At 71.7% G+C, this 26,759-nt stretch carries 23 protein-coding genes and 2 pseudogenes; 12 read left to right on the forward strand and 13 right to left on the reverse strand.

What is annotated here, in order from left to right; translation table 11 throughout:
• Positions 1-131: 131 nt before the first annotated feature.
• On the forward strand, positions 132-3,143 hold the full coding sequence (locus tag ACFY0P_RS40490; RefSeq protein WP_388925337.1) for a hypothetical protein: 3,012 nt from the start codon (positions 132-134) through the stop codon (positions 3,141-3,143).
• A 34-nt stretch (positions 3,144-3,177) separates the two neighbouring features.
• Here ACFY0P_RS40490 and ACFY0P_RS40495 read toward each other — a convergent pair whose 3' ends face one another.
• The 4 genes from ACFY0P_RS40495 to ACFY0P_RS40510 all read right to left on the reverse strand — a co-directional run bounded on the left by ACFY0P_RS40495 (position 3,178) and on the right by ACFY0P_RS40510 (position 7,906).
• Complete coding sequence (locus tag ACFY0P_RS40495; RefSeq protein WP_388925340.1) at positions 3,178-4,473, reverse strand: glycosyltransferase; 1,296 nt, start codon at positions 4,471-4,473, stop codon at positions 3,178-3,180.
• On the reverse strand, positions 4,470-4,643 hold the full coding sequence (locus ACFY0P_RS40500) for a hypothetical protein (RefSeq protein ID WP_388925343.1): 174 nt from the start codon (positions 4,641-4,643) through the stop codon (positions 4,470-4,472). The genes ACFY0P_RS40495 and ACFY0P_RS40500 overlap by 4 nt, the downstream gene beginning before the upstream one ends.
• Before the next feature lie 59 nt (positions 4,644-4,702).
• On the reverse strand, positions 4,703-5,962 hold the full coding sequence (locus tag ACFY0P_RS40505) for a nucleotide sugar dehydrogenase (RefSeq protein WP_388925422.1): 1,260 nt from the start codon (positions 5,960-5,962) through the stop codon (positions 4,703-4,705).
• 537 nt (positions 5,963-6,499) lie between these two features.
• Entirely contained in the window at positions 6,500-7,906 is a 1,407-nt protein-coding gene (locus tag ACFY0P_RS40510; RefSeq protein WP_388925345.1) for a helix-turn-helix domain-containing protein, read from the reverse strand.
• A gap of 187 nt (positions 7,907-8,093) precedes the next feature.
• Here ACFY0P_RS40510 and ACFY0P_RS40515 point away from each other — a divergent pair, with 187 nt between their 5' ends.
• The 4 genes from ACFY0P_RS40515 (at position 8,094) to ACFY0P_RS40530 (ending at position 12,201) form a co-directional block, all read left to right on the forward strand.
• A complete protein-coding gene (locus ACFY0P_RS40515) occupies positions 8,094-8,792 on the forward strand; it encodes a DUF4232 domain-containing protein (RefSeq protein WP_388925348.1) in 699 nt (232 codons plus the stop codon).
• A gap of 62 nt (positions 8,793-8,854) precedes the next feature.
• The gene (locus tag ACFY0P_RS40520) at positions 8,855-8,977 is read left to right on the forward strand and encodes a hypothetical protein (RefSeq protein WP_388925350.1); all 123 of its coding nucleotides are present in this window, start codon (positions 8,855-8,857) and stop codon (positions 8,975-8,977) included.
• 160 nt (positions 8,978-9,137) lie between these two features.
• Positions 9,138-10,160 carry an aromatic acid exporter family protein gene (locus ACFY0P_RS40525; protein ID WP_388925353.1) on the forward strand — a complete coding sequence of 341 codons (1,023 nt, stop codon included), beginning with the start codon at positions 9,138-9,140 and terminating at the stop codon, positions 10,158-10,160.
• 85 nt (positions 10,161-10,245) lie between these two features.
• Positions 10,246-12,201: a YncE family protein gene (locus ACFY0P_RS40530; protein WP_388925356.1), complete on the forward strand. Its 1,956-nt coding sequence runs from the start codon at positions 10,246-10,248 to the stop codon at positions 12,199-12,201.
• 74 nt (positions 12,202-12,275) lie between these two features.
• On the opposite strand, the gene ACFY0P_RS40535 is transcribed toward ACFY0P_RS40530, so the two are convergent.
• Positions 12,276-12,431 carry a DUF6131 family protein gene (locus tag ACFY0P_RS40535; RefSeq protein WP_351496377.1) on the reverse strand — a complete coding sequence of 52 codons (156 nt, stop codon included), beginning with the start codon at positions 12,429-12,431 and terminating at the stop codon, positions 12,276-12,278.
• A gap of 38 nt (positions 12,432-12,469) precedes the next feature.
• Positions 12,470-13,065: pseudogene (locus ACFY0P_RS40540) on the reverse strand (M15 family metallopeptidase).
• Between the two features lie 110 nt (positions 13,066-13,175).
• Here ACFY0P_RS40540 and ACFY0P_RS40545 point away from each other — a divergent pair.
• Both ACFY0P_RS40545 and ACFY0P_RS40550 read left to right on the forward strand, forming a co-directional pair.
• Positions 13,176-13,862 carry a response regulator transcription factor gene (locus ACFY0P_RS40545; protein ID WP_388925359.1) on the forward strand — a complete coding sequence of 229 codons (687 nt, stop codon included), beginning with the start codon at positions 13,176-13,178 and terminating at the stop codon, positions 13,860-13,862.
• A gap of 55 nt (positions 13,863-13,917) precedes the next feature.
• Positions 13,918-14,505: a hypothetical protein gene (locus ACFY0P_RS40550; RefSeq protein WP_388925362.1), complete on the forward strand. Its 588-nt coding sequence runs from the start codon at positions 13,918-13,920 to the stop codon at positions 14,503-14,505.
• On the opposite strand, the gene ACFY0P_RS40555 is transcribed toward ACFY0P_RS40550, so the two are convergent.
• From ACFY0P_RS40555 to ACFY0P_RS40570, 4 genes are all read right to left on the reverse strand, one after another.
• On the reverse strand, positions 14,493-15,428 hold the full coding sequence (locus tag ACFY0P_RS40555; RefSeq protein WP_388925365.1) for a TolB family protein: 936 nt from the start codon (positions 15,426-15,428) through the stop codon (positions 14,493-14,495). The genes ACFY0P_RS40550 and ACFY0P_RS40555 overlap by 13 nt on opposite strands.
• Before the next feature lie 103 nt (positions 15,429-15,531).
• Positions 15,532-16,752 (reverse strand): cytochrome P450, encoded by a 1,221-nt coding sequence (locus ACFY0P_RS40560; RefSeq protein WP_388925367.1) that lies wholly within the window; start codon positions 16,750-16,752, stop codon positions 15,532-15,534.
• Positions 16,753-16,789: 37 nt separating this feature from the next.
• Positions 16,790-18,184, reverse strand: a complete 1,395-nt coding sequence (locus ACFY0P_RS40565; RefSeq protein ID WP_388925370.1) for an NAD(P)/FAD-dependent oxidoreductase — start codon at positions 18,182-18,184, stop codon at positions 16,790-16,792.
• The gene (locus ACFY0P_RS40570) at positions 18,181-18,420 is read right to left on the reverse strand and encodes a ferredoxin (protein WP_388925373.1); all 240 of its coding nucleotides are present in this window, start codon (positions 18,418-18,420) and stop codon (positions 18,181-18,183) included. Before ACFY0P_RS40570 ends, ACFY0P_RS40565 begins: the two co-directional genes overlap by 4 nt.
• Positions 18,421-18,782: 362 nt before the next feature.
• Between ACFY0P_RS40570 and ACFY0P_RS40575 the strand changes: the two are divergent.
• Together ACFY0P_RS40575 and ACFY0P_RS40580 are read left to right on the forward strand one after the other, a co-directional pair.
• A pseudogene (locus ACFY0P_RS40575) lies at positions 18,783-19,249 on the forward strand (hypothetical protein); the annotation flags it as partial.
• Positions 19,250-19,476: 227 nt separating this feature from the next.
• The gene (locus ACFY0P_RS40580) at positions 19,477-20,316 is read left to right on the forward strand and encodes an SDR family oxidoreductase (RefSeq protein WP_388925376.1); all 840 of its coding nucleotides are present in this window, start codon (positions 19,477-19,479) and stop codon (positions 20,314-20,316) included.
• Between the two features lie 426 nt (positions 20,317-20,742).
• Here the strand turns inward: ACFY0P_RS40580 and ACFY0P_RS40585 are convergent, their stop codons facing one another.
• From ACFY0P_RS40585 to ACFY0P_RS40595, 3 genes are all read right to left on the reverse strand, one after another.
• On the reverse strand, positions 20,743-22,596 hold the full coding sequence (locus ACFY0P_RS40585; RefSeq protein ID WP_388925379.1) for a glycoside hydrolase family 15 protein: 1,854 nt from the start codon (positions 22,594-22,596) through the stop codon (positions 20,743-20,745).
• 170 nt (positions 22,597-22,766) lie between these two features.
• Positions 22,767-23,567, reverse strand: a complete 801-nt coding sequence (locus ACFY0P_RS40590; protein ID WP_388925382.1) for a DUF4239 domain-containing protein — start codon at positions 23,565-23,567, stop codon at positions 22,767-22,769.
• A gap of 437 nt (positions 23,568-24,004) precedes the next feature.
• Positions 24,005-24,538: a YbhB/YbcL family Raf kinase inhibitor-like protein gene (locus ACFY0P_RS40595; protein ID WP_388925384.1), complete on the reverse strand. Its 534-nt coding sequence runs from the start codon at positions 24,536-24,538 to the stop codon at positions 24,005-24,007.
• A gap of 118 nt (positions 24,539-24,656) precedes the next feature.
• Here ACFY0P_RS40595 and ACFY0P_RS40600 point away from each other — a divergent pair, with 118 nt between their 5' ends.
• The 3 genes from ACFY0P_RS40600 (at position 24,657) to ACFY0P_RS40610 (ending at position 26,627) form a co-directional block, all read left to right on the forward strand.
• Positions 24,657-25,349 (forward strand): GntR family transcriptional regulator, encoded by a 693-nt coding sequence (locus ACFY0P_RS40600; RefSeq protein WP_388925387.1) that lies wholly within the window; start codon positions 24,657-24,659, stop codon positions 25,347-25,349.
• Positions 25,350-25,420: 71 nt separating this feature from the next.
• The gene (locus ACFY0P_RS40605; RefSeq protein ID WP_388925390.1) at positions 25,421-25,549 is read left to right on the forward strand and encodes a hypothetical protein; all 129 of its coding nucleotides are present in this window, start codon (positions 25,421-25,423) and stop codon (positions 25,547-25,549) included.
• Between the two features lie 241 nt (positions 25,550-25,790).
• Positions 25,791-26,627 (forward strand): RNA polymerase sigma factor SigF, encoded by an 837-nt coding sequence (locus ACFY0P_RS40610; protein WP_388925393.1) that lies wholly within the window; start codon positions 25,791-25,793, stop codon positions 26,625-26,627.
• The last annotated feature ends 132 nt before the right edge of the window (positions 26,628-26,759 follow it).

Here is a 26,759-nt window from a genome sequence, read left to right on the forward strand (position 1 = left end):
GGCGCGTACGGCATGTGAGCGAACGGCGGAGTACGGCCCGGGCCGGGGCCGACACAAGATCCCGCCGCCGGGCGGTGCGGACAGCTGTGTGAGAATTCCCGCCTTGACCTCCGAAAAGAGATCGGGCCGCCATGCCTTCGCACAGACGCCGCTTCCTCGCGGTCCCGGTAGCCGCCCTCACGGCGCTCGCCGTGGCCCAGGCGGTCACCCCCGCCCCGGCCGCCGCCACAGCCGCGACCGACGTGTCGACGACGCTGGCCGCGCGGACCACCTCCGCGCCCGCCGCGGCCGACGTGTCCGGTTCCGGCCAGGCGGTCGTCTGGCGTCAGACGACCGGCGCGGACACGGCGGCACACGGCTGGCTCGCCGTCGCCGGAGGCACCCCCCAGGACCTCGGCCGGCTCGCGGACACCGACGAGACGGTGACCGTCCACGCGGTCTCCGTGCAGGACGGCGTGGTGGCGGTCGCCACCTCCACCAACCCGAACGGCGCCCTCGCCGACCACGTCACCCTGCGCCACCTCGGCTCCGGCGACGAGGAGGTGCTCCCGGTCGCCTACGACGGTTCGGGAGCCGCCGGGGACGAGCGTTACCGCGGGCAGGCCGGCGACGGCATCCTCGTCCAGCAGAGCTACCAGGACGACACCTCGGCCTACCGGGTGCGGCTGGTGCTGCGCACCCCCGGCGGCACGGACCGGACCCTGCTCTCCGACGACGAGCAGTACGAGGTCCTCGCCTCCGACGCGGACGGCGCCCTGGTGCTGCGGCGGACCGCGCCCGGCTGGGGCCACGAGATCGTGTACGTCGGCTTCGCCACCGGCGCGACGGTCGCCGTGGCCGAGCCCGCGACCGACGAACTCCCGCAGGGCCTGGAGTTCACGCCCGGCCGTGTCGGGGTCGTCGACGGCTCGACCCTGACCGAGTGGCAGCGGTCGGCGCCCGGTGACGGCCCGGCCACCGTCACCCTGCCCGTCAGCGGGGCGCGCTGGATCAGCGACGACACCCTCGCCTGGTACGAGCGGAACGCGTCGGACGGCTCGAACGAGCTGTTCGCGGCGGCCAGGGACGGATCCACGGCGGCCCAGGACCTCGGCGGCACCTTCACCGACCTCTCGGTCGGCGACGACGGCAGGATGCGCACGACGCTCTACCGGCCCGACGTGGACGCCGCGATCCAGACACTCGCCGACGGCCGGGTCTCCGCCACCGCGGGCGACGCCACCACGATCCCGGCCGGCCCCGCCCGGCTCGACGCCCTGGCCCTGTCCGGCGGCACGCTCTACACGGCCGACGACTCGTCCCGGCGGCAGGGCGTCCTGCTCCGCTCGGACCTGGCCGTCGGCGCGTCCGGGGCCTCGGCGAGCACGCCGTCCCGGGTCCTGGCCTACACCGGCGGCCTGGTGCACCAGACCCTGGCCGCGGCCGGGGACCGGGTCCTGGTCCAGCAGGGCACCGCCTCCGAAGACGGCCCCCTCCAGGTCTACGAGGACGGCAAGCCGGTCGGCACCCCGCTGGACCAGGACAACGGCTCGACGGTGACCGTCGCGGACTTCGACGGTGCCCACGCCCTGGTCTCGGACCGGACGACCACCTCCGACGGCACCCTTCTCCTCCACACCTTCGCGGACGGCCACCACGAGCGGGTGCCGGCCGGCTCCGCGCTGTACGGCGGCGCCGTGTACTCCTCGGTGCGCAACGGCACCACGTCCACCTGGGCGATCCGCCGCACCGACCTGACGACCGGCACGGCCACCACCGTCGCGACCGTGGACTGCCTGCCCGGCACCCTCCAGGCGCGCGGTTCCTGGATCCTGCTGACCACCTGCGGCGCCACCGCCACCACCGGCCTCCTCCTCAAGGCCGGCAGCTCGGCCGGCACCACCGTGGACGCCTCCGTCCGTACCCCGATCCTCGGCGCCGACGTCCTCTACACCTTCACCAAGTCCTCGGGCAGCGCCGCCGTCACGCTGAACGCCCAGCCGCTGGGCGGGACGTCGGCCACGGCCCAGCCCCTGTTCACCCTCCCGGTCAGGGCGGACTCCGCCGCCGCCGAACGCTGGGCGGTCGACCGCGACGCGCCCTGGGCGGCCTGGCTGGACGACGCCGGTGTCACCCACGTGACCTGGGCGGGCGTGCCCACCGCGGCGTCGGCCACCGCACCGGCCGGCTTCAGCCCCAACGGCGACGCGTCCGCCGACACCTGGACCCCCAGCTGGACCTACGACCGCCCGGTGAGCTGGACGCTCACCCTCAAGTCCGGTACCACGCAGGTGCGTTCCCTGACCGGTACGGCCGCCGACGGCAGGGTCGCGCCGGTGTGGAACGGCAGGACCGAGACCGGCGGTACGGCCGCCGAGGGCGCGTACACCTGGACGCTGACCGTGCGGGACACCGTCACCGGCCGGGCGGCGGCCGACGTCACCGGCAAGGTGACCCTGCGCCGGACGGCCCCCGCCGCCGCCGTCACCGCCCCGGCCGTCGCGAGCAGCGCGGCCACCACCGCCTCCGTGCCGGTCACCTGGTCGGCGAAGACCGCGGGCGTGAAGGCGTACGACATCGGCTGGCGGGTCGCCACCCGGGACGGCTCGGGTGCCTGGAAGCTCGGCCCCCTCCACACCTGGCGCACCGGCACCACGGCCACCTCCGCGGTCTTCGGCAAGGCGGGCAGCCCCGTGCGGCCGGGCGCCGGACTCACCTACCGCTTCTACGTCCGCGCCCACGACGACGCCGGCCAGACCGGCGCCTGGAGCACGGCGGCGACCACCGGCATCCCGCTCGACGACCGCGCGACGGCACTGCACTACACCGGCGCCTGGAAGTCGGTGTCGGCGTCCGGCGCCTGGTCCGGCACCGAACGCACCTCCACCGCCAAGGGCGCGTACGTGTCCTTCTCCGCGGACGGCACCCGGCTGCGCATCGTGGCGACCCGCAAGTCCGACGGCGGGCGGTTCGCCGTCGTGGTGGACGGGAGGACGGTCGGCACGGTGAACACCTACGCCGCGAGGACCGCCTACCGGCAGGTCGTCTTCACCCGCACCCTCGGCACCACGATCACCACCCACAAGGTGCAGCTGCGGATCCTCTCCGGCAGCACCTCCGCACGCTCCACCGTCGCCCTGGACGCGGTGATGGTCACCCGCTGAGCGGGGCACGGGCCGGCGGTCCGCGGACGCGCGTTCAGGACGCCCGCGGACCCGCCGGCAGCGCGGTCCTCGCGGTCAGTCCGCGCGACTGCCAGGCGTTGTCGCGGAGTTTGAACAGGGCCCAGTAGCGGGTGGGACACAGCAGCACGATGTTCATGAACACCGCCGCCGGTGTTCCGACGAGCCAGGAGCGCCAGCGCTGGCGGGTGGTCAGGTCGGGCCGCATGAGCACGTACAGGCCCGCCTGGCCGTACCGGACGACGAGGTACGTGCCGAGGTACACCAGGGCCACGCCGGGGTTGTGGTACCGCCCGCCGATGGTCAGCACCGTCATGACGGCGGTCCAGGCCAGCATGATCGGCGTGATGACGAGCTGGAGCAGACCGAACGTCGGCGATATGAGCTGCTTGAAGGAGAGCCGCGCGTACACGAACGGGAGCATCCACCACCAGGAGCGGGCCCAGCGCAGCCGCTGACGGTACGTCCTGCCGAGCGTGGTCGGCATGTCGGTGACCACGCCGGCCTCGTTGACGGCCACGACCTCCCCGCGCATGAGGGCCCGCAGTGCCAGCCACCGGTCGTCGCCCGTGCCGCACTCGACCTCGTAGGCGTCCAGGTGGTCGTAGAGCAGCTCGGCCCGGTAGAGGGCCAGCGCCCCCGAGGTGGTCTCCAGCGCGCCGAGCATGGAGCGTGAGGAGCGCATCATCACGCAGGACGTGCCGATGTCGATGTCCGCGGCCCGGGAGACCCAGCTCTCCTCGAAGTTGCGGATGTAGATCATCCCGGTGGTCGCCTGGATCCTCGGGTTGCTCATGGCGCGCAGCTGCTGTTCGAGCGCGTCCGGGAAGGGCTCCCCGTCCGAGTCGATCGTGAGGACGAAGTCGAAGTGCCTGCCCTGCTCCTGGAGGTACCGGAGCACGGTGACCTGGGCGCCGCGCTTGCCCTTGTTCTCCTGCCGGTGCCAGAAGACCCGGGGGTGGTCGAAGGGCTCCACGGGGTGCTGCCGGGAGCCGTCGTCGATCACGTGGATCTCGTCGACGGGCCGCGTCTGGGCCAGCAGCGAGCGCACCGTGCGGTGCAGGTTCTCCGTGGGTTCCTCGAACGCCGGGACGATGGCCACGGTACGGCCGGGAGCGACCGGCAGGTGGGCGAACGAGCGGCCCTTGAGGAACGAGAGCAGGCAGAGCAGGATCACCACCATGCCCAGCCACCAGTAGAACGTGAGAATCGGGCTCTTCGACTGGAGGTGGACCACCACGGTGGCAGCGGCGAGGGCCGCCGCCACCACCGCGGTCACCGCGGTGAACCGGGCCCGTGGTGGGGTGCTCAAGCCGTCACCCGCCTGCCGCGGGTGGCCAGCCGGAAGACCGAGACCCCGCCGAGTACCAGAAGCATCGCGCCCAGCACGATCCAGCCCAGCTCCGTGCCGCCGGTGGCGGCCAGCGCCGCGCCTCCCGCGGCGGTGCCGATCGCGGCACCCACACCGTTGTGTCCGTACATGTTTCCGTCCTTTGTTCTTCGGGTGCTCGAGAGCTCGAGAGCTCGAGAGCTCGGGTGCCTCAGAGCCGCTCGATGTGCGGCGCGGGCGCCATGACGCCCCGGGTGTCGAGCACGTAGGCCGCCTCGTCGGCGATCCGGGCGAGGTCGAATTCCGGGTGCGGGGTGAGCAGCACGACGGCGTCGAAGTCGGCGACGCTCTCGCCGTCCGCCGCCGCGCCGAAGGGGATCTGCCGGCGGCCGCCGTCGGCCAGGTGGGGATCCACGACGACGACGTCGGCGCCCATGGCCCGCAGCCGGTCGATGACCTGGACGGCGGGCGACTGCCGCGCGTCGGACGTGCCAGGCTTGTAGGCCGCGCCGAGGGCGAGGATGCGTGCGCCGTGCACGCTGCGGCAAAAGCGGCTGCTGAGCGCGTCCTGCAGCCGCCGCACCACGTAGTCGGGCTGGCTCTCGTTGATGTCCTGGGCCAGTTCGATGAGCCGGAACGTCTGTCCGTGCCGCGCCTTGACGTGGTGGCTGAGATAGACCGGGTCGATGGGCAGGCAGTGTCCGCCGACCCCCGGGCCGGGCAGGAACCGGGTGAACCCGAACGGCTTGGTCGCCGCGAGTTCGAGGGTGTGCCACACGTCGACGCCGAGCGTGTGGGCCATCCGGGACAGCTCGTTGACCAGCGCGATGTTGACGTGCCGGTAGGTGTTCTCGAAGACCTTGGCCAGCTCGGCCTCCTCCAGTCCGGAGGCCGGCACGGTGATCTCGGTGACCGAGTCGTAGAAGGACTTCACCCGTGCCAGGCAGGCGCCGGTGAGCCCCGCGACGATCTTGGGCGTGTTCTCCAGCCGCCAGTCGGCGTTGCCGGGATCGATGCGCTCGGGGCTGAACCCGACGTGGAAGTCACGGCCCGCCACCAGGCCCGAACCCTCCTCCAGCAGAGGGACGAGCACGTCGCGGGTGGTGCCGGGGTGCGTGGTCGACTCGAGTACGACGGTGGCTCCGGGCTCCAGCCGGACCGCCAGCAGCCTTCCTGCCTCCCGTACGCAGGTGAGGTCCGGGGCTCTGTCGGTCAGCGGTGTCGGCACGGTGATGACCGCGACGTCGAAACCCTTGAGGTCCTTCGGGTCGGAGCTGGGCCGGTAGGCCTGCGAACGCAGCACGTCCCGGAGGCGGTCGGACCCGACGTCCTCGACGTACGACCTGCCGGCGGCCAGCTTGCCGCAGCGTTCCTGGTCGGGTTCGAAGCCGGTGACGACATGTCCGGCTTCGGCGGCCCTGAGGGCCAGGGGCAGGCCGACATAGCCCTGCCCGAGTACGCAGATGCGCATGGTGGTGTCCTCGTCCATGAGCCGGCCTGCGGGCATACGCAGACCGGAAAACGGCGCCCCTGGAACGCGGCTGCCTGGTCCTGAGGCGGGCAGCCGCGGCGTCGGGTGCGGCACGGAATTCGCGGTGGGTCGGCGGATCCGACGAACCGCTGTCTCACTCGTGGGTCTGAGGACCTCTGGTCCGATGCCAGACGCAAAGGATGATCTTCATAACTTCCCCCTGTTTGTGGATCTCGGTTCGTGGATCCGAGAGAACCACCCTGAAGACCGACAGATCAGGCCGGGAGGCGCCGGCAGTCCCGGCAGAAGCACCGTGGACTGCGGCTGTGGGCTGCTGGTGCCCACGCCTTGGCCATGGCCGCCCGCCGCCCCGAAGCCCCCCTCGGTGCAGCGAACCGCGTATCCAAGACTTCAGCACACCCGCCACAAACGGAAGCGGAGTTCCCATATCTCCGCCCCGAGATGGCGCACGACAACGATCACGCGCCGCTCCGCGCGCCCCGCGCGCCACCGCCGTCCCCAAGGGCCGACACCCCGTCAGCTGCCCCGTGGGATCCACTCGCTGCCGCCCAGCGGGTAGTCGTAGCCCGGGCGGCCGGCGTCGGCGCTGGTGCGGAAGGGGGTGCCGGTGTTGTCGACGTGGACGGTGCCGCGGCGGCTGCCGCTGGACCAGTCCAGGGTGAGGTCCCAGCGGACGTCGTGGGCCTTGGTGCGGGCGAAGACGTAGAAGACCTCCGGGTCGGACTCGCTGACCTTGTACGGGAAGTCGCGCTGGCCGTTCTTGGCGGTGACCGTGGGGCTGCCGTCGTCGAGGTCGATGTCGAACGACTTGGTCCCGACGCCACCGCCGCAGCCGACGCCCATCGCGTAGTCGTTCCAGGCGAGCGGCGCGTCCTTGCTGAGCACGCGCACGTGCAGCGCCTCCAGGACGACGGTCTCCGCGCCGGTGCCCTGGACGGTGAGGGCGACCTCCTGTTCGTCCGAGGACACCGCACCGTACGCCGCGGCCCAGCGCGGGGCGTCCTGCTCGCTCGCCGGCGGGCCGACCTGCGCGGGTTCGCTGTCGACGAGGAAGTGCTGGCTGCAGGGGTCGTCGTAGACGTAGGGACGCGTGTTGACGGTGAGCGGGACGGCGGTGCCGGTGGTGCCGCCGTCGGCGTCCTGGGCCCCGCCGCCCTGCTTGCCGTCGGCCGCCGAACCGCCGGACCCGGTCCCCGCGGACTCGGTGGGGGTGGCGGAGGCCGATGCGGAGGGCTTGCGTCCGTGCGCGCTCGGGGACGGGGAGTCCGAGGTCTTCCCGGTGTCCGCCGTGCCGGTGATCGCGGCGGCGTCACCGGCCGCCTGCCGGTCGCCCGCGCCGCCGTTCTTGCCGCCGAACGACGGATGCACGGCGAACACGACGGCCCCCAGCACGGCGGCCACCGCCACGGCGGCGATCAGCGCGGTACGGCGCCGGCGCGGCGCCGCGGGCTGCGGCGGCAGGTCGACGACGACCGGCTCCTCACCGTCGCCGGCACCGTGTGACGCGGCGGAGTCGACGCCGACCGGCTCCTCACCGTCGCCGGCACCGTGTGACGCGGCGGAGTCGACGCCGACCGGCTCCTCACCGTCGTCGGGGCCGTGTGACGCGGCGGCGTCAGCCTGCCGCGGCGCAGCCGTCGCCGCGGCCTGGTCCGCCCGGCTCCCCCGTGCCGCGTCCGCCAGGATCCAGCGCCGGTGCAGCTCCACCAGCTCGTCCGGCGTCGCCCGGCAGACCCGTGCGAGGCGCTCCACCGGTGCGTACTCGACGGGCACCGCCGTGCCGTTGCAGTACCGGTGCAGCGTCGACGTGCTCATGTGCAGCCGCTTGGCGAGCACTCCGTAGCTGAGACCCGAGCGGTCCTTGAGCTCCCGCAGCAGCAGCGCGAACGCCTCCGCCGCGTCGGCCCCTGTTGCCCCTGACACCCGTCCCCCCATCCCCTCGCGTTCCAGTCCCGCGTTCCAGGGTCACGGTGTTCACCCTGGCCAGAGCCCGTTTCCGCGTTCCAGTGTCCCCAACTGCCCGTCGTGGCTGGCGGTTGGGACAGATCGCCTCGCAGGCTTCGGTCATCCAATCACCACCGCCACCCGAACAACGAAGGGGCACGTCCGCATGTCCAGCCTCCGCACCTCCCGCACCCGTCTCGTCGGCACCGCCACCACCGTCGTACTCGCCGCGTTGTCCCTGACCGCGTGCAACGACGGCACGGGCGTCCACGCCGAGCGCGTCGTGGCGGCCACCGACCCGGCCCCGAACTCCCCCGCCGCGAACGCCCCGTCCGCCGCCTCCACCGCGGAGGCCAAGCCCGCCACCGGCACCGCCACCGGCACACCGAGGTCCGCCGTGACCACCCCCGCCTCGAAGGCGACCGCCGCGGCCGGCAAGCCGGTCACCTGCGAGGGGTCCAACACCAAGACGGTCGCGGCCCCGCTGAACCGCCCGGTGAACCACATGCTCCTCACGGTGACCAACACCGGCAGCAGGACCTGCTACCTCTACTCCTACCCGGCCGTCCGCTTCGGCGAGGCCCAGTCCGTCCCCCCGGTCATCGAGGACTCGCAGCCGCAGGCGGTCGTCACGCTCGCGCCGGGCGAGTCCGGCTACGCCTCGGTGAACCTGTCCGCCACCGACGGCAGCGGCGCCGACGGCCACACCGTGAACTCCCTGACCGTCTACTTCCACGGCCGCTCCGGCAACGAGAGCGTCGGCACGGGCGCCCACCCGCCGCTGCCCGCGAAGGGCGTCTACGTCGACGACTCGCTCAAGGTCACGTACTGGCAGCAGTCGATGGACGACGCCGTCAACTGGTGACGCCCGAGCCCCCGTTCGCAGCACCGGCCCCAGGACCGACCCCGGCAGGAAGGTGACCCGCCATGCACAGCACCCGCAGGATCTCCCGCTTCGTGACCGCCTATCTCCGCGCCGCCTTCCAGGTCGTCGTCCTGGGCGGCACCGGCGACCTGCCCCAGGCCGCGGCGGTCCGCCGCCGCAGGTAGGACGGACGGAGCACGGGAACGGCCACCAGCCGATCGCCTGCCGCCAGGAAGGGCTCGTCCTCCGGTGCCTCCTGACGAGCACGCGACGGAGACGGCGGACGCGGCGCCACGGGGTGTCGCCACAGAGCGACAGACCGTGATGTGTGCCTAAAGTGGGCGGGTGACGGGCGTTTTCCCGTGGGCGCGGGTGGGCCGCAGGCTCCGGATGCAGGGGCCGACGGCGGCCCGGATCCTGGTGATCGCGGTGCTCTGCTGGCAGACGGCGCTGTGGGCCGGAGCCGACCAGCCACCGGTGTTCGCCGCCATCGTCCCGCTGCTGTGCCTGCGCGGTGACTCCGCCTCCTCCCTGACGGCACTGCTGCTGAGGATCCTCGGCGTGATGGCCGGCGTGGCCCTGGGCGTCACCGTGGTCAGCCTCTTCCGGCCGAGCACGCTCGTCCTCGCCGTCGTGATGGGGCTGGCCCTGCTCGGCGGGACCGTCATCAGTTCCGGGACGACGCTGAACGTGCAGGTCGCGGTGACCTCGCTGCTGGTCTTCGCCAACCCCTCACCGGAGTCGTACGGCCTCGCCCGGCTGTGGGAGAACGCGCTGGGAGGTGCCGTCACCGCCGTCCTCGGTCCGTTGCTCTGGCCGCGGGACCCCCGCAAGGAGGCGGCGGCGCTGGCACGGGAGTGCGCGGACGGCCTCGCGGAGAGCCTAGTGCGCACCACGCGCGCGATCGGGTCCCCGGACGCGGCGCGCGCGAACCGGACGTCGGCGCAGGCGGCGGCGGACCGGCTGCGCGGCTACGGGGCGCGGGCGCGGGAGGCGGAGAAGGCCCTGCGGTTCAATCCGCTGCGGCGGCGCCACCGCGGCGAGGTGACCGAACTGGGCGACCGGATCGACCTCGCCGTCCGGGCGGTGCCCCATCTCCTCTCCCTGGCCGCCGAGGGCGAGTTCTTCAGCGTGCGCGACGGGCCCACCCCGGCGCTCTCCTTGGCCCGGACCTCTCTCCTCCCGGTCGCCGAGACCACCGGGCGCGCCCTGGAGGCGGTCCTCGCGGGGCGGGATCCGGGCGCCGACACGGACGCCGCCCGCGCCGGACTGACCCGGTACGCCGAGAACGACAGAGAGCCCGCCGCCGTGGTGCTCCGCAGGCCGTTCACCAGGATCCTCGACCTCTGCGACGGCTTCCGGAGCTGAGGAGGATCCCGGTGCCGCGCCACCCCGCGACGTCGTTTACTCTTCGTTCACTTTGGCTTTTCCCAGTTCCGGGGGGATCGACACCGTGCGTCTGCGCACCCTTCCGGCCGCCACAGCCCTGGCGGCCCTCTTCGGCTCGGTGGTGCTCGCCGCACCGGCGTCCGCCGACTCCAGCACGTCCATACCGGTCTGGGGCGCCACCGACACCGTGGTGGACGGCGTCCACCAGCGGGTCTTCATCAGCGACAGCTACGACAGCCAGATCGTCGTCACCGACTTCGCCGGCAAGGTCGTCACCGAACTCACCGGGCTGTCCCAGGTCGGCGACCTGGAGCTGAGCCCGGACTCCGGCACGCTGTGGGCCGCGGTCGGCGGCGCCGACGAGATCGTCGCCATCGACACCGGACAGCTCACGCAGACCGCCGAGTACCCGACGGGCGACAAGACGGCCCCCTCGCGGCTCGCCTACGCCGACGGCAGGCTGTGGTTCGGCTACGGCGACCAGTGGGAATCGGGGCTCGGCGAGGTCGACCTGACCGCCCCGACGCCCGCGGTGACCCTCGACCTGGCGGCCGGCCACGACTTCGCGAGCCCGCCGATGCTCTACGCCGACCCCGACAACCCGGGCACCCTGCTCGCCCTCGACGGCGGCATCAGCTCCGGCCCGATCGTCGTCTACGACATCTCCTCCGGCACCCCGGCGATCCGCGTCACCGCCGAGAAGGGCGGCTCCTACCAGGACGCGGCCCTCACCCCGGACGGCCAGAACGTCGTCGTCACCGGCCCCGGGGTCGGGGTGCTCACCGAGTACCGCCTCTCCGACCTGTCCGAGGTGCGCACCTTCCCGATCGCCCGGAACCCGGAGACGGTCAGCATCGCCCCGGACGGCACCGTCGCGGCCACCGTGCTCGACACCGACAACACCGGCGACACGTTTGTCTTCGGCACCGACCCCGACCGGCCGGCCAGCGTCCGCGACCTGTCGCGCGACTGGATGCCGGCCGGCGGCCACTCCACCAGCTGGTCGGCCGACGGCTCACGGCTGTTCGTGCTGACCGGGCGCAGCGACGCCATGCGGTTCCAGACCGTCGACGCGCCCCGCATGTACGCCCCCACCCTGACCGCCGACGCCCCGGCGAAGGCGACCCGCGCCAAGTCCCTCACCGTCAGGGGAAAGCTCACCGCGAACCTGGCGCTGCCCGCGGGCACCCCGCTGCAGGTCACCCGCACCGACCTGGAGTCGCCGAACGGCAAGTTCCTCGGCACCAGGTACCTGGGCACGGGCGGCGCCTACTCCTTCACGGACACCCCGCCGGCCGGCGGCAGGGTGAAGTACACGGTGACGTACGCGGGCGACACCACGCACACCGCGGCGACGGCCTCGGACACCGTCGACGTCTCGCGTGCCACGCCCACGCTGACGCTGAACAACAACGGCAAGGCGTACGACTACGGCAGGTCCGTCACGTTCACCGCGCACCTCGGCACGACCTACAAGAACCGCAAGGTCGAGATCTGGGCCGACCCGTACGGCTCGGACAGGCCCAACACCCTGGTGAAGTCCGGCACGGTCAGCTCCGGCGGCAACCTCTCGGTCACCGTCACCCTGAAGCGGAAGACCAAGCTCACGGCGAAGTTCACCGGCGACGCCCGCTACGCGCCGGGGACGGCGACGAGCACGGTCGGCGCGCGGGTGAAGGTCGCCACGGCCCTCGGGGGCGCCTACCGGACCAAGTACACGTGGAACCACACGTACTCGTACTTCAAGCAGTCCAAGGACCCGGTCGTCACGACCACGATGACGGCGTACCCGGGACGCAAGCAGCTGCTGCAGGTCCAGGTCTACTACGACGGCGTCTGGCAGACCACGGACAAGGAGTACTTCAAGCTCGACTCCACGGGCAGGTCCGTCGTCACGCTCACGGGCACCCCGCCCACCGGCTACCGCTTCCGGGTCCGCGACTCCTACATCAGCGGTTCGGGCGACAGCGTGAACACGACGACGTACGGCGCCTGGAAGTACCTCACCTTCACGAAGTGAGGCCGGAGCCGGCGCCCGGAGACGCGAACTCCGTCCTCACCTCCTGACACTCCGGTGGCAGCGCGCTGTCACGCTCACCAGTAGTGACGTCGGCCGGCCACCGCGTGGCCCATGGATCCCATGATCCAGAAGACGGCACCGACGACGAGCAGAATGATGCCCAGCGTCCACAGGATCGATATGCCCGTGAGGAATCCGACGATGAGCAGGATGATGCCGAGAGCGATCATGACCGTGCCTCCCAGTGCTTTCCATGACCTCTGTCGGGTTACCGGGTTCCCCGAAGCGGCGAGGTCATACCGGCGGCGGTCGACCCGGTGACGGGAAAATCGAAATAGGTGTCCGGATAAGGCTCGTCTTTCAGCGTGTAGTGCCCCCACTCGCACCCGTAGGAGCCAAAACCGGAGGCCGCCATGACAGAGCGCAGATATCGACGGTCGGCCGCCTCGGCCGGCGTGATCCCTTCCGCTCCGTGATGCGAGATCGAATCCATCAGGTCATGGCCGCCGCCCATGGGAGCGAGTTCACCGGAGGCCAGGTGATACAGGGTCAGGTCGACGGTGCTCCCCCGGCTGTGGCCCGACCTGGCTTCGTCCGGCCGTCCTCCGGCTGCCGCGACCAGCGCACGAAGCAGTCCACGGCGCGCTGCGGGCGGTGACCGTCCCAGAGAAGCAGTCCGAAGCCGAGGGACGCCGCCTTTTGCCGCGCCTTTTCCAGACCCGCGCACAGAGCGCTCGTACCGACGATTCGATTGGCCAGGAATCCGTCCACCGGTTTGCCGGTGAAGTTGTCCCAGGTGGCGTACTTCGCATCCCAACGTATTCCGGGAACGAGCTCGTCCACGAAGACGAAACCGTCCTTCACCGGATTGGTTCGCCGTAGGACATGCCTCCAGCCAAGACCGTGGGCTGTTGCCGGCGCGTATGCGGATTTCGATACGCCGGCCATAGGTGCCGGCCCGTAGCCTCGATGACATGCGTGTGCTGATAGTCGAGGACGAGCCCTATCTGGCGGAGGCCATCCGCGACGGCCTGCGTCTGGAGGCGATCGCCGCCGACATCGCGGGGGACGGTGGCACGGCACTGGAACTGCTGGGCGTCAACAACTACGACATCGCCGTCCTCGACCGCGACATCCCCGGGCCGTCGGGAGACGAGATCGCCCGGCGCATCGTCGCCTCCGGCAGCGGCATGCCGATCCTCATGCTCACCGCGGCCGACCGTCTCGACGACAAGGCGTCCGGCTTCGAACTCGGCGCCGACGACTACCTCACGAAACCCTTCGAACTCCAGGAACTCGCGCTCAGGCTCAGAGCACTCGACCGCAGACGCGCCCACAGCCGGCCCCCCGTACGGGAGATCGCGGGGCTGCGTCTCGACCCGTTCCGCAGGGAGGTCTACCGCGACGGGCACTATGTCGCGCTGACCAGGAAGCAGTTCGCCGTGCTCGAAGTCCTAGTCGGCGCCGAAGGCGGTGTCGTCAGCGCCGAGGAACTCCTGGAACGCGCGTGGGACGCGAACGCCGACCCGTTCACCAACGCCGTGCGCATCACCGTCTCGGCACTGCGCAAGCGGCTCGGCGAACCCTGGATCATCGCCACGGTCCCCGGCGCCGGGTACCGCATCGACACGCAGCCGGAGACCGGACGCACGGGAAAGTGAGGCGGCGGCGGGACCGTGTGGTTCACCATGGGGTGTGCGATTCGATTCCGTTCCCATGCCGGCGACCGTCGAGGCCAGGCCTCGTGACAGCCGCGGCTATCCGGTACCCGCCATCACGCCGTGGGAGGGCGACGAGCCGCAGTTCGCGCTCACCGACTACGGGCGCAGCGCCGAGTGTGCGCGCCGGCGGCTCTGTTCGGTCTGCAACACGCTGATGCCCAGGGGCCCGGTGTGGCGGGTGGTCGGTGCCGCGGAGAGCGGCGCGATCCGCGAGGCGCTCTCCGCCGGGCGTCCGTACCGCAACATGGCGGCGACCCTGGAGGGTCCGGGGCACCGCGCGTGCATGCTCTACGCCTCGATGGTCTGCCCGTACCTGGCGCGCCCCAACGCGCGGCGGGGGCTCACGGCCCAGAGCCCGGACGACATGACCGCGCATGTCGTCCGGGGCGCCGTCCGTGGGGAGATGGGTGCCGTGGTGGGGTACGGCGACTACGAGTTCGCCGTCACCGGGACCCGGGTCCTGTTCCGTTTCCTCGACGTGGTCGAGTACCTGCCGCACGACACCGCCGACCAGCACCTGCCGGAGCTGGAGGCCGAACTCGCCCGCTCCGGCGGCAGGTCGGGCGGCGATCAGCCGCGGTAGGCGGGCAGGCCGGTGTGCGTGGAGACCTTGACGGGCTTGCCGAAGCCGTGGGCGGTCTTCGTGATGGTGTACGTCCCGGTCGGAGCCCGGAAGGCGATCGTCTTGCCGTTGGGCGACCAGGTGGGCTCGGTGTAGTCGGTGGTGGCGTTGGGGGTGACGTCCTTGACGACGGTGGTGGAGCCGCCGAAGTCCTCGACGAAGAGGTGGTCGTGCCCGTGGACGGAGCGGACGAAGACGACCTCCTCGTCGTCGGGCGAGAGGGCGGGTTCGGACCCCTTGGTCAGCGCCCCGCCCTGCTGCCGCAGGTAGTCGTCGCGGATGTAGACCTCGCCGGTGTGGGTGTTCTCGTAGACGGCCGTGCCGTAGGTGCCGCCGACGTTCGGCCAGGTGTTGTCCGTCTGGGGGACGTTGCCGTCGCCCGGGTCGCCGTTCAGGCTGATCCGGGCCGGCTTGCCGTGGTTGCTGGTGGCCTTGACGCCCTCCAGGACGGTGTGGCCGTGGATCTTGGCCGAGAAGATGAGGTTGTTCTTCGCGGGGATGTGGTTCGCCCGGTCGGCGGCGGTCACCTGCCAGGTGGGGTGGGACCAGGTCTGCCCGCCCGGGTTGACGGCGACGGTGACGCGGTGGCCGCCGTCGGGGTCGGAGACGACGAGGTTTCCGTGCCCGTCGACGAAGGCGGCCTTGCTGCCGCCGGGGTTCCAGGCCAGGTCGCGCACGATGGTGCCGAAGTCGATCGACCTGCCGCCGACCACGACGTGCCGGGTGCCGTTGCTGATGCTGAGCCCCCGGGGCACGGCGACCGAGGCGACGCTGCCTGAGGACGGAACGGCCGTCGCGGTGGCGGCCGCGGCGCACAGCGTGAACAGTGCGGCGGCACTCGCGGTGGTGACGGCGGCGGTGCTCCGACGGTGACGAGCGGACATCGAGGTTCCCCCAGGGCTGTGAACGACACTGCGATGGGAGAAGTCTTCCGACAGGGGGTGACGGAGCTGTGCGTCCGCTGTCACAGCTGTGCAATAGCCCGCGCTAACCGCCGTTCTGCTCGACCTGCAGATGGATCGGCCCGCGCAGCACGGGGCTGCGCCGGTACGGGGGCGGGTCGGCGACCAGCCTGGGGTGGTCGAGGCGGCGTACCAGCTCGGTCAGCGCGATCTGGGCCTCGCGTCGGGCCAGCGGGCCGCCGAAGCAGAGGTGGATGCCGCTGCCGAAGCCGAGGTGCCGGTTGTCGCGCCGGTCGGGGTCGAAGCGGTCCGGATCGTGGAAGCGGTTCGGGTCGCGGCTGCCCGAGGCCAGCATCAGCATGATCTGCGAGCCCCTGGGGATGACGGTGTCGGCGACGGTGACGTCGCTGTACGCCGCGCGCCAGGGAATGATCTGCACGGGGGGTTCGTAGCGGAGCAGTTCCTCGACCAGCGGCACGATCAGGTCCGGTTCGTCGCGCAGCCGTTGCAGCACCTGCGGGTGGCGCAGCAGCGTCAGCATGCCGTTGGCGATGAGGTTGACGGTGGTCTCGTGGCCGGCGATCAGCAGCAGGTTGGCGGTGCTGATGATCTCCTCGTCGGTCATCCGCCCGTCCGGCCCGTCGTCGTTGGCCAGCCGTGACAACAGGTCGTCGCTCGGGTGGCCGTGGCGTTGTTCCACCAGTCCGCCGAGGTACTGGCGCAGGTCCTGGCGGGCCTGCACGCCCTTGGTGAGTTTCTCCTCGGGGTCGACCCTGGCGTCGTAGTCGATCGAGTTGATGAGGTCGTTGACCCACACCCGGAACCGTGGTTCGTCCTCGCGCGGCACGCCGAGCAGGTGGCAGATCACCGTGACGGGGAACGGGTAGGCGAGGTCGTCGACGACGTCGATCCGCTCCTTGCCCGCGACGTCGTCGACCAGCCCGCCGACGGTGTCGGCCAGGGCGGGTTCCAGGCCGGTCACCAGCCCCGGGGTGTGCGGGGGGCCGAAGTGCCGCATCGCCATCCGCCGCAGGCGGTCGTGCTCGGGCGGATCCATGTTGATGAACGCCGGTGTGGCCGCTCCCTCGGCCGAGGGCATCGGATGCGACAGGTTGCGGACGTCGGAGCTCAGGTGCGGGTTGTGCAGGATGTCCTCGAGCTCGCGGTACGTGCTGATGACGTAGCTGCCGTCCTCCTGCCGGGCCACCGGTGTCCTGCGCAGCTCGGCATAGAGCGGGTACGGGTCGGCCCGGGAGGAGTGGTCGAGGATCCGGCGCAGCGTGTCGGGCGTCTCGGTCGTGGTCATCTCGCTGTCCTTTCCTCCGGTGGTCCTGCCGGCGGGCCTACCGGTGGTGCTGGTGCGCGGCGGTGACGCGGCGTTCGCCCGGGTCGTGTCCGGTGACGACCACGGTGGCGCCCTGGGCGAGCAGGGTGGGGCCGGGGAAGTCGACGGGCACCGGTTTCGTGTCGACGGGCTGGTCCGGCGTGGGGCAGGGCGGCGGGAAGGGCGCGGCCGTCTCGATGAGCCGCCGGTAGTGGTCGAGCCACTTCGCGTTGTTGAAGGTCACCGCCGCGGTGACCCGGCCCTGGTAGCCGTACGCGGCGACGAAGCGGTGGTCGGACACCGACCCCTGGCTGACGACCACCTCGTCGGCGAAGGTGGGCACGCCGACGGACTTGATGTTGACGCCGAACTGGATCGACCAGAACCGCGGGATGGACAGGTGGGGCCAGCGCTCCGCCTGGCCGTTGACCATGTTGTGGGCCGCGACCTCGGCCTGCTCCACGGCGTTGGCCCAGTGCTCCAGGGAGATGAGCCGGTACTCGTAGACCGGGTTGGGGCAGCGCGCCACGTCACCGGCGACGAAGACGTCGTCGGTGACCAGGCCGTTGAGGTCGAGGGCGCGGCAGCCCGTGTCGCAGGCGATGCCCCAGACACCCGCCGCCAGTCCGGAGCCCTGCAGCCACTCGGTGTTGCGGATGCCCCCGAGCGCGACCACCGCCACGTCGGTGTCGACCGTGCTGCCGTCGTCGAAGTGCGCACGGCGCAGCCGTCCCTGGGCGTCGCCCTCCAGCCGGGTGACCTTGACACCGCACCGCAGGTCGACACCGTGGGCCCGCTGCATCTGCGCCGCCACCTCGCCGATCATCGCGCCGAGCGCCCCGACCAGCGGGTACGGCGCGAGCTCGGCGACGGTCACCGGGATGTCCCGCTCCCGGCAGACCGACGCGATCTCGGAGCCGGTGAACCCCGCCCCGATGACCAGCACCCGCGAGGGCCCCGCGGCCAGCGCCCGCTGCAGCCCCTCGGCGTGCTCACGGGTCCGGACGACGAACACCCCGTCCAGCGCCGCCTCGGACTCCACGAACCACGGCCGGGCCCGCACCCCGGTGGCGATCAGCACCCGGTCGAAGGGCACCTCCCGTCCGTCGGCGAGCCGCACGTGGTCGGTGGCCAGGTCAAGACCCCTCGCCGGCACCCCCAGCAGCCACTCCGCGTCGATCTCACGCCGCCGCGGCAACCTGGTGCCCTCGGCGGGCACCCACCCCGTGAGGACCTGCTTGGACAGGGGAGGCCGGTCGTAGGGCTCGCCCAGCTCGTCACCGATCATCGTCAGCGATCCGGTGAAACCCTCGTCCCGCAGAGCCTCCGCGGCCCGCAGCCCCGCCAGCGACGCCCCGACGATCACGATGCGGCCCTCGCGCCTGAACGCACGCAGGTTGTCGGCACTGGTCATGGCCTCGACGCCTCCAACCGTGCGTCCCGTCTCTCCGGCCGCCCCTCCAACCGGTCGACCAGGATCGCCTGGACCGGGCAGGCCGCCGCGGCGCGCAGCACCCGGTCGCGCTGGGCGTCGTCGGGTTCCGGGTCGTACATCAGCGCTTCCTCGCCGTGCATCCGGAACGCGTCCGGAGCCAGGAACGCGCACTGCGCATACCCTTCACATCGGGAAAGATCAACGACGACTCGCATCGCGGCCTCCACAGGGGCTGCAGGCTGCGGGCCCCCGATGCCGTCGGCCCCCGCCGTGTCCGCCTCCGCGCACGGCGAGGCGGCGCACCACGCCTGTCGGGTCTCCGCAGGAACGATTTGGTGATCGCGGCAAGGAACGCTCGAAGGAATCCGTCAACGCGCGAAGGCGGCCGGCGGCGGTGGGACCGCCTGGAGATCCTGCCGTTTCACCCGATCAGCGTATGCCGCGCCCACATCGCCCGCACCCCGGGAAACCGGGCGCCGGCGCCCGGTCGCGTCGCCCGGGCGACGCACTCCGCCCACGCCGGGAGTGTGGCCTGCCCGTCCCGGGGGTTCGGTGCCGGCAGGAGCGCCCGCAGCAGCAGGAGGGCGACAACGGGGACTCCACGGCCGTGTTCGTGAAGGCCACGTACCGGGCCTCGGAGTTCTGGCTGGACCGGCACGGCGACGAGTTCCCGCCCGGGGTGAACCACTACGTCGGCGGGAACACCGAGTTCTACGGCGCGGCGCTGTTCCGGCTGCGCCCCGAGGACTTCAGCGGACTCCGCCACCACGACGGCATCTCCCCCGCCCTGGCCGCTCGGTTACGACGACCTCGAGGTGGTGGTGGGCCCGCGGGGCCGTCAACTCGACGGCGCTGCCACTGGCTTCGGCGAACGACCGGCATCCGCGCGGCCTCGCGAACAGTGCAGACGTGGTCGGCCGGTACCGCATGCGCCACAACAACCTGACGCTGATGGCCGTCTCGGAGGAACCCGACGACACCCGGTTCCAGGAGACCCCCGCCCTGCACGACTGGTACCTGGGCGCGGACGACTGGGTGAATCCGTCGCTGACGGCCATCGCGAACGCCCTGCGCGTCGGCGACCACCTGCTGGAGCGGCTGGGCTGAGCCCGCGCGGCGCCCGGCCCCCGAGCGGGCGAAGATCCTCCGCCGGGCAGCGCAACGCGGTCCGGTGCGCCATGCCGTCGTCCCGCCCCGGTGTTTGGCTGAGGCCCGGACCTCCGGGCGACGGGCTCGGCGGAGGCGGGCACGCAGTGGAGGAGCAGGACACCGTGAGTTCCACCGAGGGCGCCCCCCAGGGCGTGATCCCCGCGCATCTGCTGAAGGGCCAGAAGGCTCTGGTCACCGGCGCGAACTCCGGCATCGGCCGGGCGACCGCCGTCGCCCTGGGCCGGGCGGGGGCCGATGTCGTCGTCAACTACGTGGCCGGCGGCGACGAGGCCGAGAAGGTGGTCGAGGAGATCACCGGCCTCGGGGTCCGGGCGGCCGCCTACGAGGCGGACGTCTCCGACGAGCAGCAGGTCGTCGCCATGATGGACCGGATGGTCGAGGAGTTCGGCACGATCGACATCCTGGTCGCCAACGCGGGACTCCAGCGCGACGCCCCGTTCCCCGAGATGACCCTCGCCCAGTGGCAGAAGGTCCTGGACGTCAACCTCACCGGACAGTTCCTGTGCGCTCGCGAGGCGACCAAGGAGTTCCTGCGCCGAGGTGTCGTACCCGAGGTGTCGCGCGCGGCCGGGAAGATCATCTGCATGAGCTCGGTGCACCAGATCATCCCGTGGGCCGGGCACGTCAACTACGCCTCCTCCAAGGGCGGCGTGCAGATGATGATGGAGACGCTGGCCCAGGAGCTCGCGCCGAAGAAGATCCGCGTGAACGCGATCGCCCCCGGGGCCATCAAGACCCCGATCAACCGCGGCGCCTGGGAGACGCCCCAGGCCCGGGAGGACCTGCTGCGGCTGATCCCCTACAACCGCATCGGCGACCCCGAGGACATCGGCTACGCGGCCGTGGGCCTCGCCTCCGACCTCATGGACTACGTCGTGGGCGCCACCCTGTACGTCGACGGCGGGATGACGCTCTTCCCGGGCTTCGCCACCGGCGGCTGACCCGTCCCGTCCGCGTCGGCCCCGGGGGGACGACTACACGCACACGGTCCTGCTGCCGGCCGACGCACCGGCGCAGACGCTGCCGGCCCGGTCGAAGCTGGCCTTCCCCTGGCCTCCCACATCATCCTGGTGCCCCTGGGCGTGGCGCTGCCGCTGATCACGCTCGTCATGCACGGCTACGGGCTGCGCCGCGGCGACGCCACCGCCCTGCTGCTCGCCCGGCGGTGGTCGGCCTCTACGCCGCCGGACGGCTGCGCGGCCGCCGGGACCGCTACCACCGGCCCGGCTTCTCCGTCCCCTTCAGACTCGCGGCGGTGTGCACGCCCGTACAGTTCGTGCTCGGCGACTCCGTCGCCCTTCCTGTACTGCGGACACCCACGGTGAACTGGACGGCCTCACCGACGCCGACCTGCGGCGGGAGCGTTCCTAGACCTGCTGGAGCCGCCGGCTGTCGAGGGCCTCGTTCAGGGTGATGGCCGAGTCGATGAGGGCGAGGTGGGTGAACGCCTGCGGGAAGTTGCCGAGCTGACGGCCCGTCGGGTCGATCTCCTCGGAGTACAGGCCCAGGTGGTTGGCGTACCCCATCATCTTCTCGAAGACGAGCCGCGCCCGGTCGGTACGGCCCGCGCGCGCCAGCGCGTCGACGTACATGAACGTGCACAGCGAGAAGGTGCCCTCCGAACCGCGCAGGCCGTCGGGCGAGGCGTCGGGGTTGTAGCGGTAGACCAGGCTGTCGCTGACCAGTTCCTCCTCCATGGCGTCCAGGGTCGACGCCCACATCGGGTCGCCGGGAGTGAGGAACCCGACCGTCGCCATGCGCAGCAGCGAGGAGTCCAGGACCTCAGTGCCGTAGTGCTGGACGAAGGCCTGCCGGTCCCTGCTCCACCCCTTGGCCATGACCTGCTCGTAGACGGCGTCCCGCTCGGCCTGCCAGCGGCCGGCCGCGGACGGCCACCCCTTCGACTCGGCGAGGCGCAGCGCGCGGTCGAACGCCACCCACGACATCACCCGGCCGTACGTGAAGTCCTGGCGGCCGCCGCGGGTCTCCCAGATGCCCTCCTCTGCCTGGTTCCAGTGGTCGGCCAGCCAGTCCAGGTCCGTACGCAGCGAGGTCCAGCCCCCGTGCCCGACCTGGAAGCCGTGCCGGTGCGCGAAGTAGATGCTGTCCAGCGCCTCTCCGTAGATGTCCAGCTGGAGCTGGGTGGCGGCGCCGTTGCCGATCCGGACCGGGGCGGACCCCGCGTAGCCCTCCCAGTGGTCGAGGATCCGCTCGTTCAGGTCGGAGGAGCCGTCGACCTTGTACATGATGTTGAGCGGGCCCGTGTTGCCCGCGCTGCCGGCCCGCTCCTTGACCCGGTCGCTCAGCCAGATGATGAACGCCCTGGCCTCCTCCGTGAAGCCCAGTCCCAGCAGGGCGTACACGGAGAAGGAGGCGTCCCGGATCCAGGTGAAGCGGTAGTCCCAGTTGCGTTCGCCGCCCAGCTGCTCCGGGAGGGCCGCCGTGGGAGCGGCGACCACGGCGCCGCTGGGGGCGAAGGTCATGAGCTTCAGCGTGATCGCGGACCGCTCCACCACCTCCCGCCAGCGCCCCGCGTAGCGCGACTGCGCCAGCCAGGACCGCCAGAACGCCGCGGTCTCGCCGAAGAGCCGCTCGTGTTCGGCGCGCCGGATCTCCCTGGGCGGCCCCTCGGCACCCGTCTCCAGGATCAGCCCGCGCTGCTCGCCCGCCTCCAGGGTGAGCGAGACCTGCAGGTCGGCGTCCCGGTACGTCAGCACCTCCGCGAGCCGCGGGTCCTCCGGCTCCCGGATGGGGTGCACGGTGAGTTCCGTGCCGTCCTCCGCGGCGAAGACCGCTCCGTGCGGGGTGATGTGCAACTGGTGTTTCATGAGCCCGTAGTCGAACCGCGGGGCGATCTCCACGTCGAAGCTCATGGTGCCGCGCACGCAGCGGACCAGGCGGACCAGGCGGTGCCGGTCCGTGACCGTCGTACCGGTCACGGGCATGAAGTCGATCACCTCGCCGGCGCCCGCCTCGGTCATGAACCGGGTCACCAGGATCGCCGTGTCGGGCAGGTACAACTGCTTGGTCGAACAGGTCGGGTGCGCCGGCCGGACCGTGCAGTGGCCGCCCTTGTCCTTGTCCAGCAGGGCCCCGAACAGACTCGGCGAGTCGAACCGCGGGGAGCAGAACCAGTCGATCGCCCCGTCGGTGGTCACCAGCGCCGCGGTCTGGAGATCGCCGATCAGCCCGTGGTTCTCGATCAGCGGGTAGTCGTCCATCGGGGCGCCCCTTCCGGTGTGCGATTCACCCGAACGCACCCCCTCGATCAGCGTATGCCGGAGCCCCTGCTCCGGCTCGTCGGGCGCGGCCCGGTACGGCCGGCCCCCGGCCCGGGCGTAGCCGCGGGCCGCCGGGACCCCGGTGGCCCGCCGGGGACGCCCTGCCGTACTCAGCGCTGCGTCGAGGGCCAGTACTGGGCGAGGGCCCCTTCCCGGTACGGGGCCGGGCTGACGCTGAGGTCACCGGAGAAGGGGCGGTCCAGGACGAAGACGAGGAGCAGGCTGAAGCCGACGAGCCCGGCGACCGAGGCGACGAACAGGATCTGGACTCTCAGTTTGCGCATGCCGAACAGGAACGTGAGCGGGACCAGGACGAGTGCGCCGCCGACGGCCAGGACCTGGAGCAGCGGGGGAAGTTCCTGGCGGGCCATGGTGATGCGGGCACGCCGCTGGGAGGCGACGTCGTCGAGATGGCTGACGGTCTGCTCGTAGAAGACCTGCTCCCGCTCGCTCTTCGGGTCGTACGTCTGCAGCACCTGGAAGGCGGCCCGGAGATGGGTCTCCGTGGCCCCGTAGCTGGGGTGCCCCGCGCGCATCCGCGGCCACTGGTCCTCGACGACCGCGTGGACGTAGCCGCTCATGGCGGAGTCGAGACGGGCCCGCACCGCCGCCGGGAACGCGGCGGCGTCACGGGTGATGAGCGCCGCGTCGGTGGCCTCGGCGGCGACGATGGTCTGGGTGTCCTCCAACTGCGTCCACAGCGTGACGATCACGAACGCGAGGATGATCCCGTAGATGGCGCCGAACATCCCCAGCGTCACACCGACCATGTCGTTGTGCTCCCCGCCGGCCACCGACGGATACCTGCGCCGCAGCAGCACGCTGCCGGCGACCGCCAGGGCCACGGTGCCGCCGACCGTGACGACGGCCAGCGTGAACGTACTGAAGTGGTTGAGCAGCCAGAGCGACATGGGCCCGGAGTCTAGGCCGGGCAGAACAACCCAAAACCATAGCTCCGCGGGCAACTAAGGGCACACGGGGAGAAGTTCACACCACCGAGTGAGCAAGCCGCGGGACCTCGGGGGTCCGTGTGACGACGGTCAGTCCTCGCCCCGTACGACGTTCCAGTCGTCCCCCGGCCGCACCTGTCCCCGGTTGTTGTCGAGCGTCGCGCGCCTACAGGTGCGTATGCCTCGCCCACGCAGGCGACGCGCCCTCGCCCAGCCCGTCTCGGGCCGTCGAACGGCGATCGGGTTGCTGACTTCCGCGGTCACGGCGGCTCATCTTCCTTCCGACTCCGGCCGATCGGGGCCCGGTTCGTCCGTCCTGCCCCTGTTCCTCTTCCCGTGCCGAGTGTCCAGGGCGTAAGGAGCGAAACCGGTCCCGGCCGTACGGCGGCCCTCGCCGGTCAGGCTCGCGTCTCGGCGGTGGCGGTCAGCACCGCGCGGCCGAGGACGTGGCCGGACATGGTGAAGCCGAGAACGGCCGGGGTGGCGTCGGCCGGAACGCCGATGGAGGCGACGTCCAGGGCGTGCACCACGGTGAAGTAGCGGTGCGCACCGTGCCCGGCCGGCGGTGCGGCGCCGATGTAGCGGGCCAGGCGGGCATCGTTGGGCAGTTGGAAGGCGCCCTCGGGCAGCCCGGTGCCGGTGTCGTCGCCGGCGCCCTCGGGCAGCTCGGTGACGGTGGCGGGGATGTCGGCGACCGCCCAGTGCCAGAACCCGGACCCGGTGGGGGCGTCCGGGTCGTAAACGGTGACGGCGTAACTCCTGGTGCCCTCGGGGGCGCCGCTCCACGACAGCTGCGGAGAGACGTCCTTCCCGCCGGGCAGGCCCGAGGCGTGCTGCTCGGGCGGCCAGGCGGCACCGTCGGCGACGGTGGTGCTGGTGACGGTGAAGGACGCCGCCTCGGGGAGACGGGCGAAGGGGTCGTTGGCGTTCATCTCGGCGGTCCTCTCAAGGCTGTGCGCTGGGCAGTGGCGGGTGCACGCTCCGCCACCCTCACATCATCGACGATAGCACGAATAATCGATGATTTAGGAGATCGTCTACACTCGGGGCATGACTGACACGGCTCGCAGTTCGGCCCCCGCGGGCAAGCAGATGCTCTCCGAGCAGGTCTACGCACACCTGCGGAGCGCGATCCTGCGCGGTGACCACGCCCCTGGCGACCCGCTGAAACCGCAGGACCTCGCCAGGGAGCAGGGCGTGAGCCTGGCTGTCGTGCGCGAGGCGCTCGTGCGCGTGGTCGGGGACGGCCTCGCCGACCGGCTGCCCAACCGCGGCTTCGCCGTTCCGGCCTTCTCCGACCGCCGCTGGCAGCAGCTCGCGGAGGCCCGCCGGACCATCGAACCGGTCATGCTGCGCATGTCCGTCGAGCGCGGCGACGTCGACTGGGAGGCCCGCGTGCGCGCCGCCCACCACCGGCTGGCCCGCACCCCGGCATACCTGCCGGAGGAGGGCGAGCACTACAGCGCCGCGTGGTCCGAGGTCCACCGGGTCTTCCACCGCACCTTGCTGGAGGGCTGCGGCAACCCCGTCCTGCTGGAGACCTTCGACCGGATGTGGACCGCGAGCGAGCTGGCCCGCCGCTGGTCGGCACACCGCAACCCCGGCCGGGACGGTGTCGGCGAACACCGCCGGCTGGAGGAGGCGGCGCTCGCCCGGGACGCCGACACTGCGGCCGAGGTCCTGGTCCAGCACCTCACCCAGACCGCGGACGTACTGACCGACGACGCCCCCTCGACCCCGTAAGCGAGCCCGACGCTCACCACGGCGTGATCGGCGCCACAGGGACGACAGGTGGTGGGCGGACAGGGCTGGTCGTGGAACTGCCCGCCGCCACGCTCCTGCCCGAACTGGACGCCGCCCTCTACCGCGCGGCCGCGAGGATCCCGGGCGTCTCGGTCGTCGCCGACGCCGAGGACGCACCGGCCGCCCCGGCATCGGCCTGAGCCTCCAGGACCGCGACGGCCGCACGGTGTGGGTGTTCGACCGGAAGACCCTCGCCTTCCTCGGCACGGCGGACCAGGCACTGCTGGACCTCGGCATCACGGACAAGGTGGGCCGGGCACCCGGCGCCTGAGCGCCGCACGTCGGTGATCGCCAGGAATGCCGGTCGGCGACCGGGGTAGGCGCGTGCATGCCGAGCCACGGGCCGGCGATGCCGAGGGCGATCGACTGGGAGGGCGCATCATGCGGACGACAACCGTGCGGACCGTCGGGCAGACCGTGGACGTTCCGGAGATCGCGGACCCTTGCAAGGTCGCGCCGAAGGACGCACGGGAACTGTCGAGGCTGTTCTTCGACCAGCTGGCGGTACTGGAGGAGGGCACGCCCGAGTACCAGTACGCGCGCACCACGCTGATCGAGATGAACATGTCCCTGGTCCGCTTCGCCGCCGGCCGCTTCCGCAGCCGCGGGGCAGAGGAGATGGAGGACATCGTCCAGGTCGGCATGATCGGCCTGATCAAGGCGATCGACCGCTTCGAGCTCTCCCGCGAGGTCGAGTTCACCTCCTTCGCCGTGCCGTACATCGTCGGCGAGATCAAGCGGTTCTTCCGCGACACCACCTGGGCCGTGCACGTCCCGCGCCGGCTCCAGGAGGCCCGCGTCCAGCTCGCCCGCGCCACCGAGGAGCTCCGCAGCCGCCTCGGCCGCACGCCCACGGTCAGGGAACTGTCCGACCTGATGAGCCTGCCGGAGGACGAGGTGCGCGAGGCCCGTCTGGCCGCCAACGGCTACAGCTCCGCCTCCCTGGACGCCACCATCAACGGCAGCGCGGACGGCGAGAGCGCCCTGCAGGACTTCATCGGCGCCGAGGACACCGCGCTGGAACTGGTGGAGGACTTCCACACCCTGGCTCCGCTGATCGCCGAACTCGCCGAGCGCGACCGGCAGATCATCCACCTGCGGTTCGTGGAGGAACTCACCCAGGCCCAGATCGGCGAACGCCTGGGCGTCTCCCAGATGCACGTCTCCCGGCTCCTGTCCCGCACCCTCGCCCGCCTTCGCGAAGGCATGCTCACCTGACGCCTGACGCCTGACGCCTGCCCGACGCCTGCCAGATGCCTAGGCTGTTTCGTTTGGATCAGGGGGCGGACCACAGGAAGATGCCGGCGATATGGAGTCCGGCCAGGTAGATGGTCGCGGTCTTCTCGTAGC

This window comes from Streptomyces sp. NPDC001714 (assembly GCF_042892755.1).
In the GTDB taxonomy this organism is placed as follows: domain Bacteria; phylum Actinomycetota; class Actinomycetes; order Streptomycetales; family Streptomycetaceae; genus Streptomyces.

Excerpts from the sequence above, each read along its gene's own strand:
- ACFY0P_RS40490 (WP_388925337.1), top strand. The coding sequence starts at position 132 with ATGCCTTCGCACAGACGCCGCTTCCTCGCGGTCCCGGTAGCCGCCCTC.
- ACFY0P_RS40500 (WP_388925343.1), bottom strand. The coding sequence starts at position 4,643 with ATGTACGGACACAACGGTGTGGGTGCCGCGATCGGCACCGCCGCGGGA.
- ACFY0P_RS40505 (WP_388925422.1), bottom strand. The coding sequence starts at position 5,962 with ATGCGCATCTGCGTACTCGGGCAGGGCTATGTCGGCCTGCCCCTGGCC.
- ACFY0P_RS40515 (WP_388925348.1), top strand. The coding sequence starts at position 8,094 with ATGTCCAGCCTCCGCACCTCCCGCACCCGTCTCGTCGGCACCGCCACC.
- ACFY0P_RS40520 (WP_388925350.1), top strand. The coding sequence starts at position 8,855 with ATGCACAGCACCCGCAGGATCTCCCGCTTCGTGACCGCCTATCTCCGC.
- ACFY0P_RS40535 (WP_351496377.1), bottom strand. The coding sequence starts at position 12,431 with ATGATCGCTCTCGGCATCATCCTGCTCATCGTCGGATTCCTCACGGGC.
- ACFY0P_RS40545 (WP_388925359.1), top strand. The coding sequence starts at position 13,176 with ATGCGTGTGCTGATAGTCGAGGACGAGCCCTATCTGGCGGAGGCCATC.
- ACFY0P_RS40550 (WP_388925362.1), top strand. The coding sequence starts at position 13,918 with ATGCCGGCGACCGTCGAGGCCAGGCCTCGTGACAGCCGCGGCTATCCG.
- ACFY0P_RS40555 (WP_388925365.1), bottom strand. The coding sequence starts at position 15,428 with ATGTCCGCTCGTCACCGTCGGAGCACCGCCGCCGTCACCACCGCGAGT.
- ACFY0P_RS40560 (WP_388925367.1), bottom strand. The coding sequence starts at position 16,752 with ATGACCACGACCGAGACGCCCGACACGCTGCGCCGGATCCTCGACCAC.
- ACFY0P_RS40565 (WP_388925370.1), bottom strand. The coding sequence starts at position 18,184 with ATGACCAGTGCCGACAACCTGCGTGCGTTCAGGCGCGAGGGCCGCATC.
- ACFY0P_RS40570 (WP_388925373.1), bottom strand. The coding sequence starts at position 18,420 with ATGCGAGTCGTCGTTGATCTTTCCCGATGTGAAGGGTATGCGCAGTGC.
- ACFY0P_RS40585 (WP_388925379.1), bottom strand. The coding sequence starts at position 22,596 with ATGGACGACTACCCGCTGATCGAGAACCACGGGCTGATCGGCGATCTC.
- ACFY0P_RS40590 (WP_388925382.1), bottom strand. The coding sequence starts at position 23,567 with ATGTCGCTCTGGCTGCTCAACCACTTCAGTACGTTCACGCTGGCCGTC.
- ACFY0P_RS40595 (WP_388925384.1), bottom strand. The coding sequence starts at position 24,538 with ATGAACGCCAACGACCCCTTCGCCCGTCTCCCCGAGGCGGCGTCCTTC.
- ACFY0P_RS40600 (WP_388925387.1), top strand. The coding sequence starts at position 24,657 with ATGACTGACACGGCTCGCAGTTCGGCCCCCGCGGGCAAGCAGATGCTC.
- ACFY0P_RS40610 (WP_388925393.1), top strand. The coding sequence starts at position 25,791 with ATGCGGACGACAACCGTGCGGACCGTCGGGCAGACCGTGGACGTTCCG.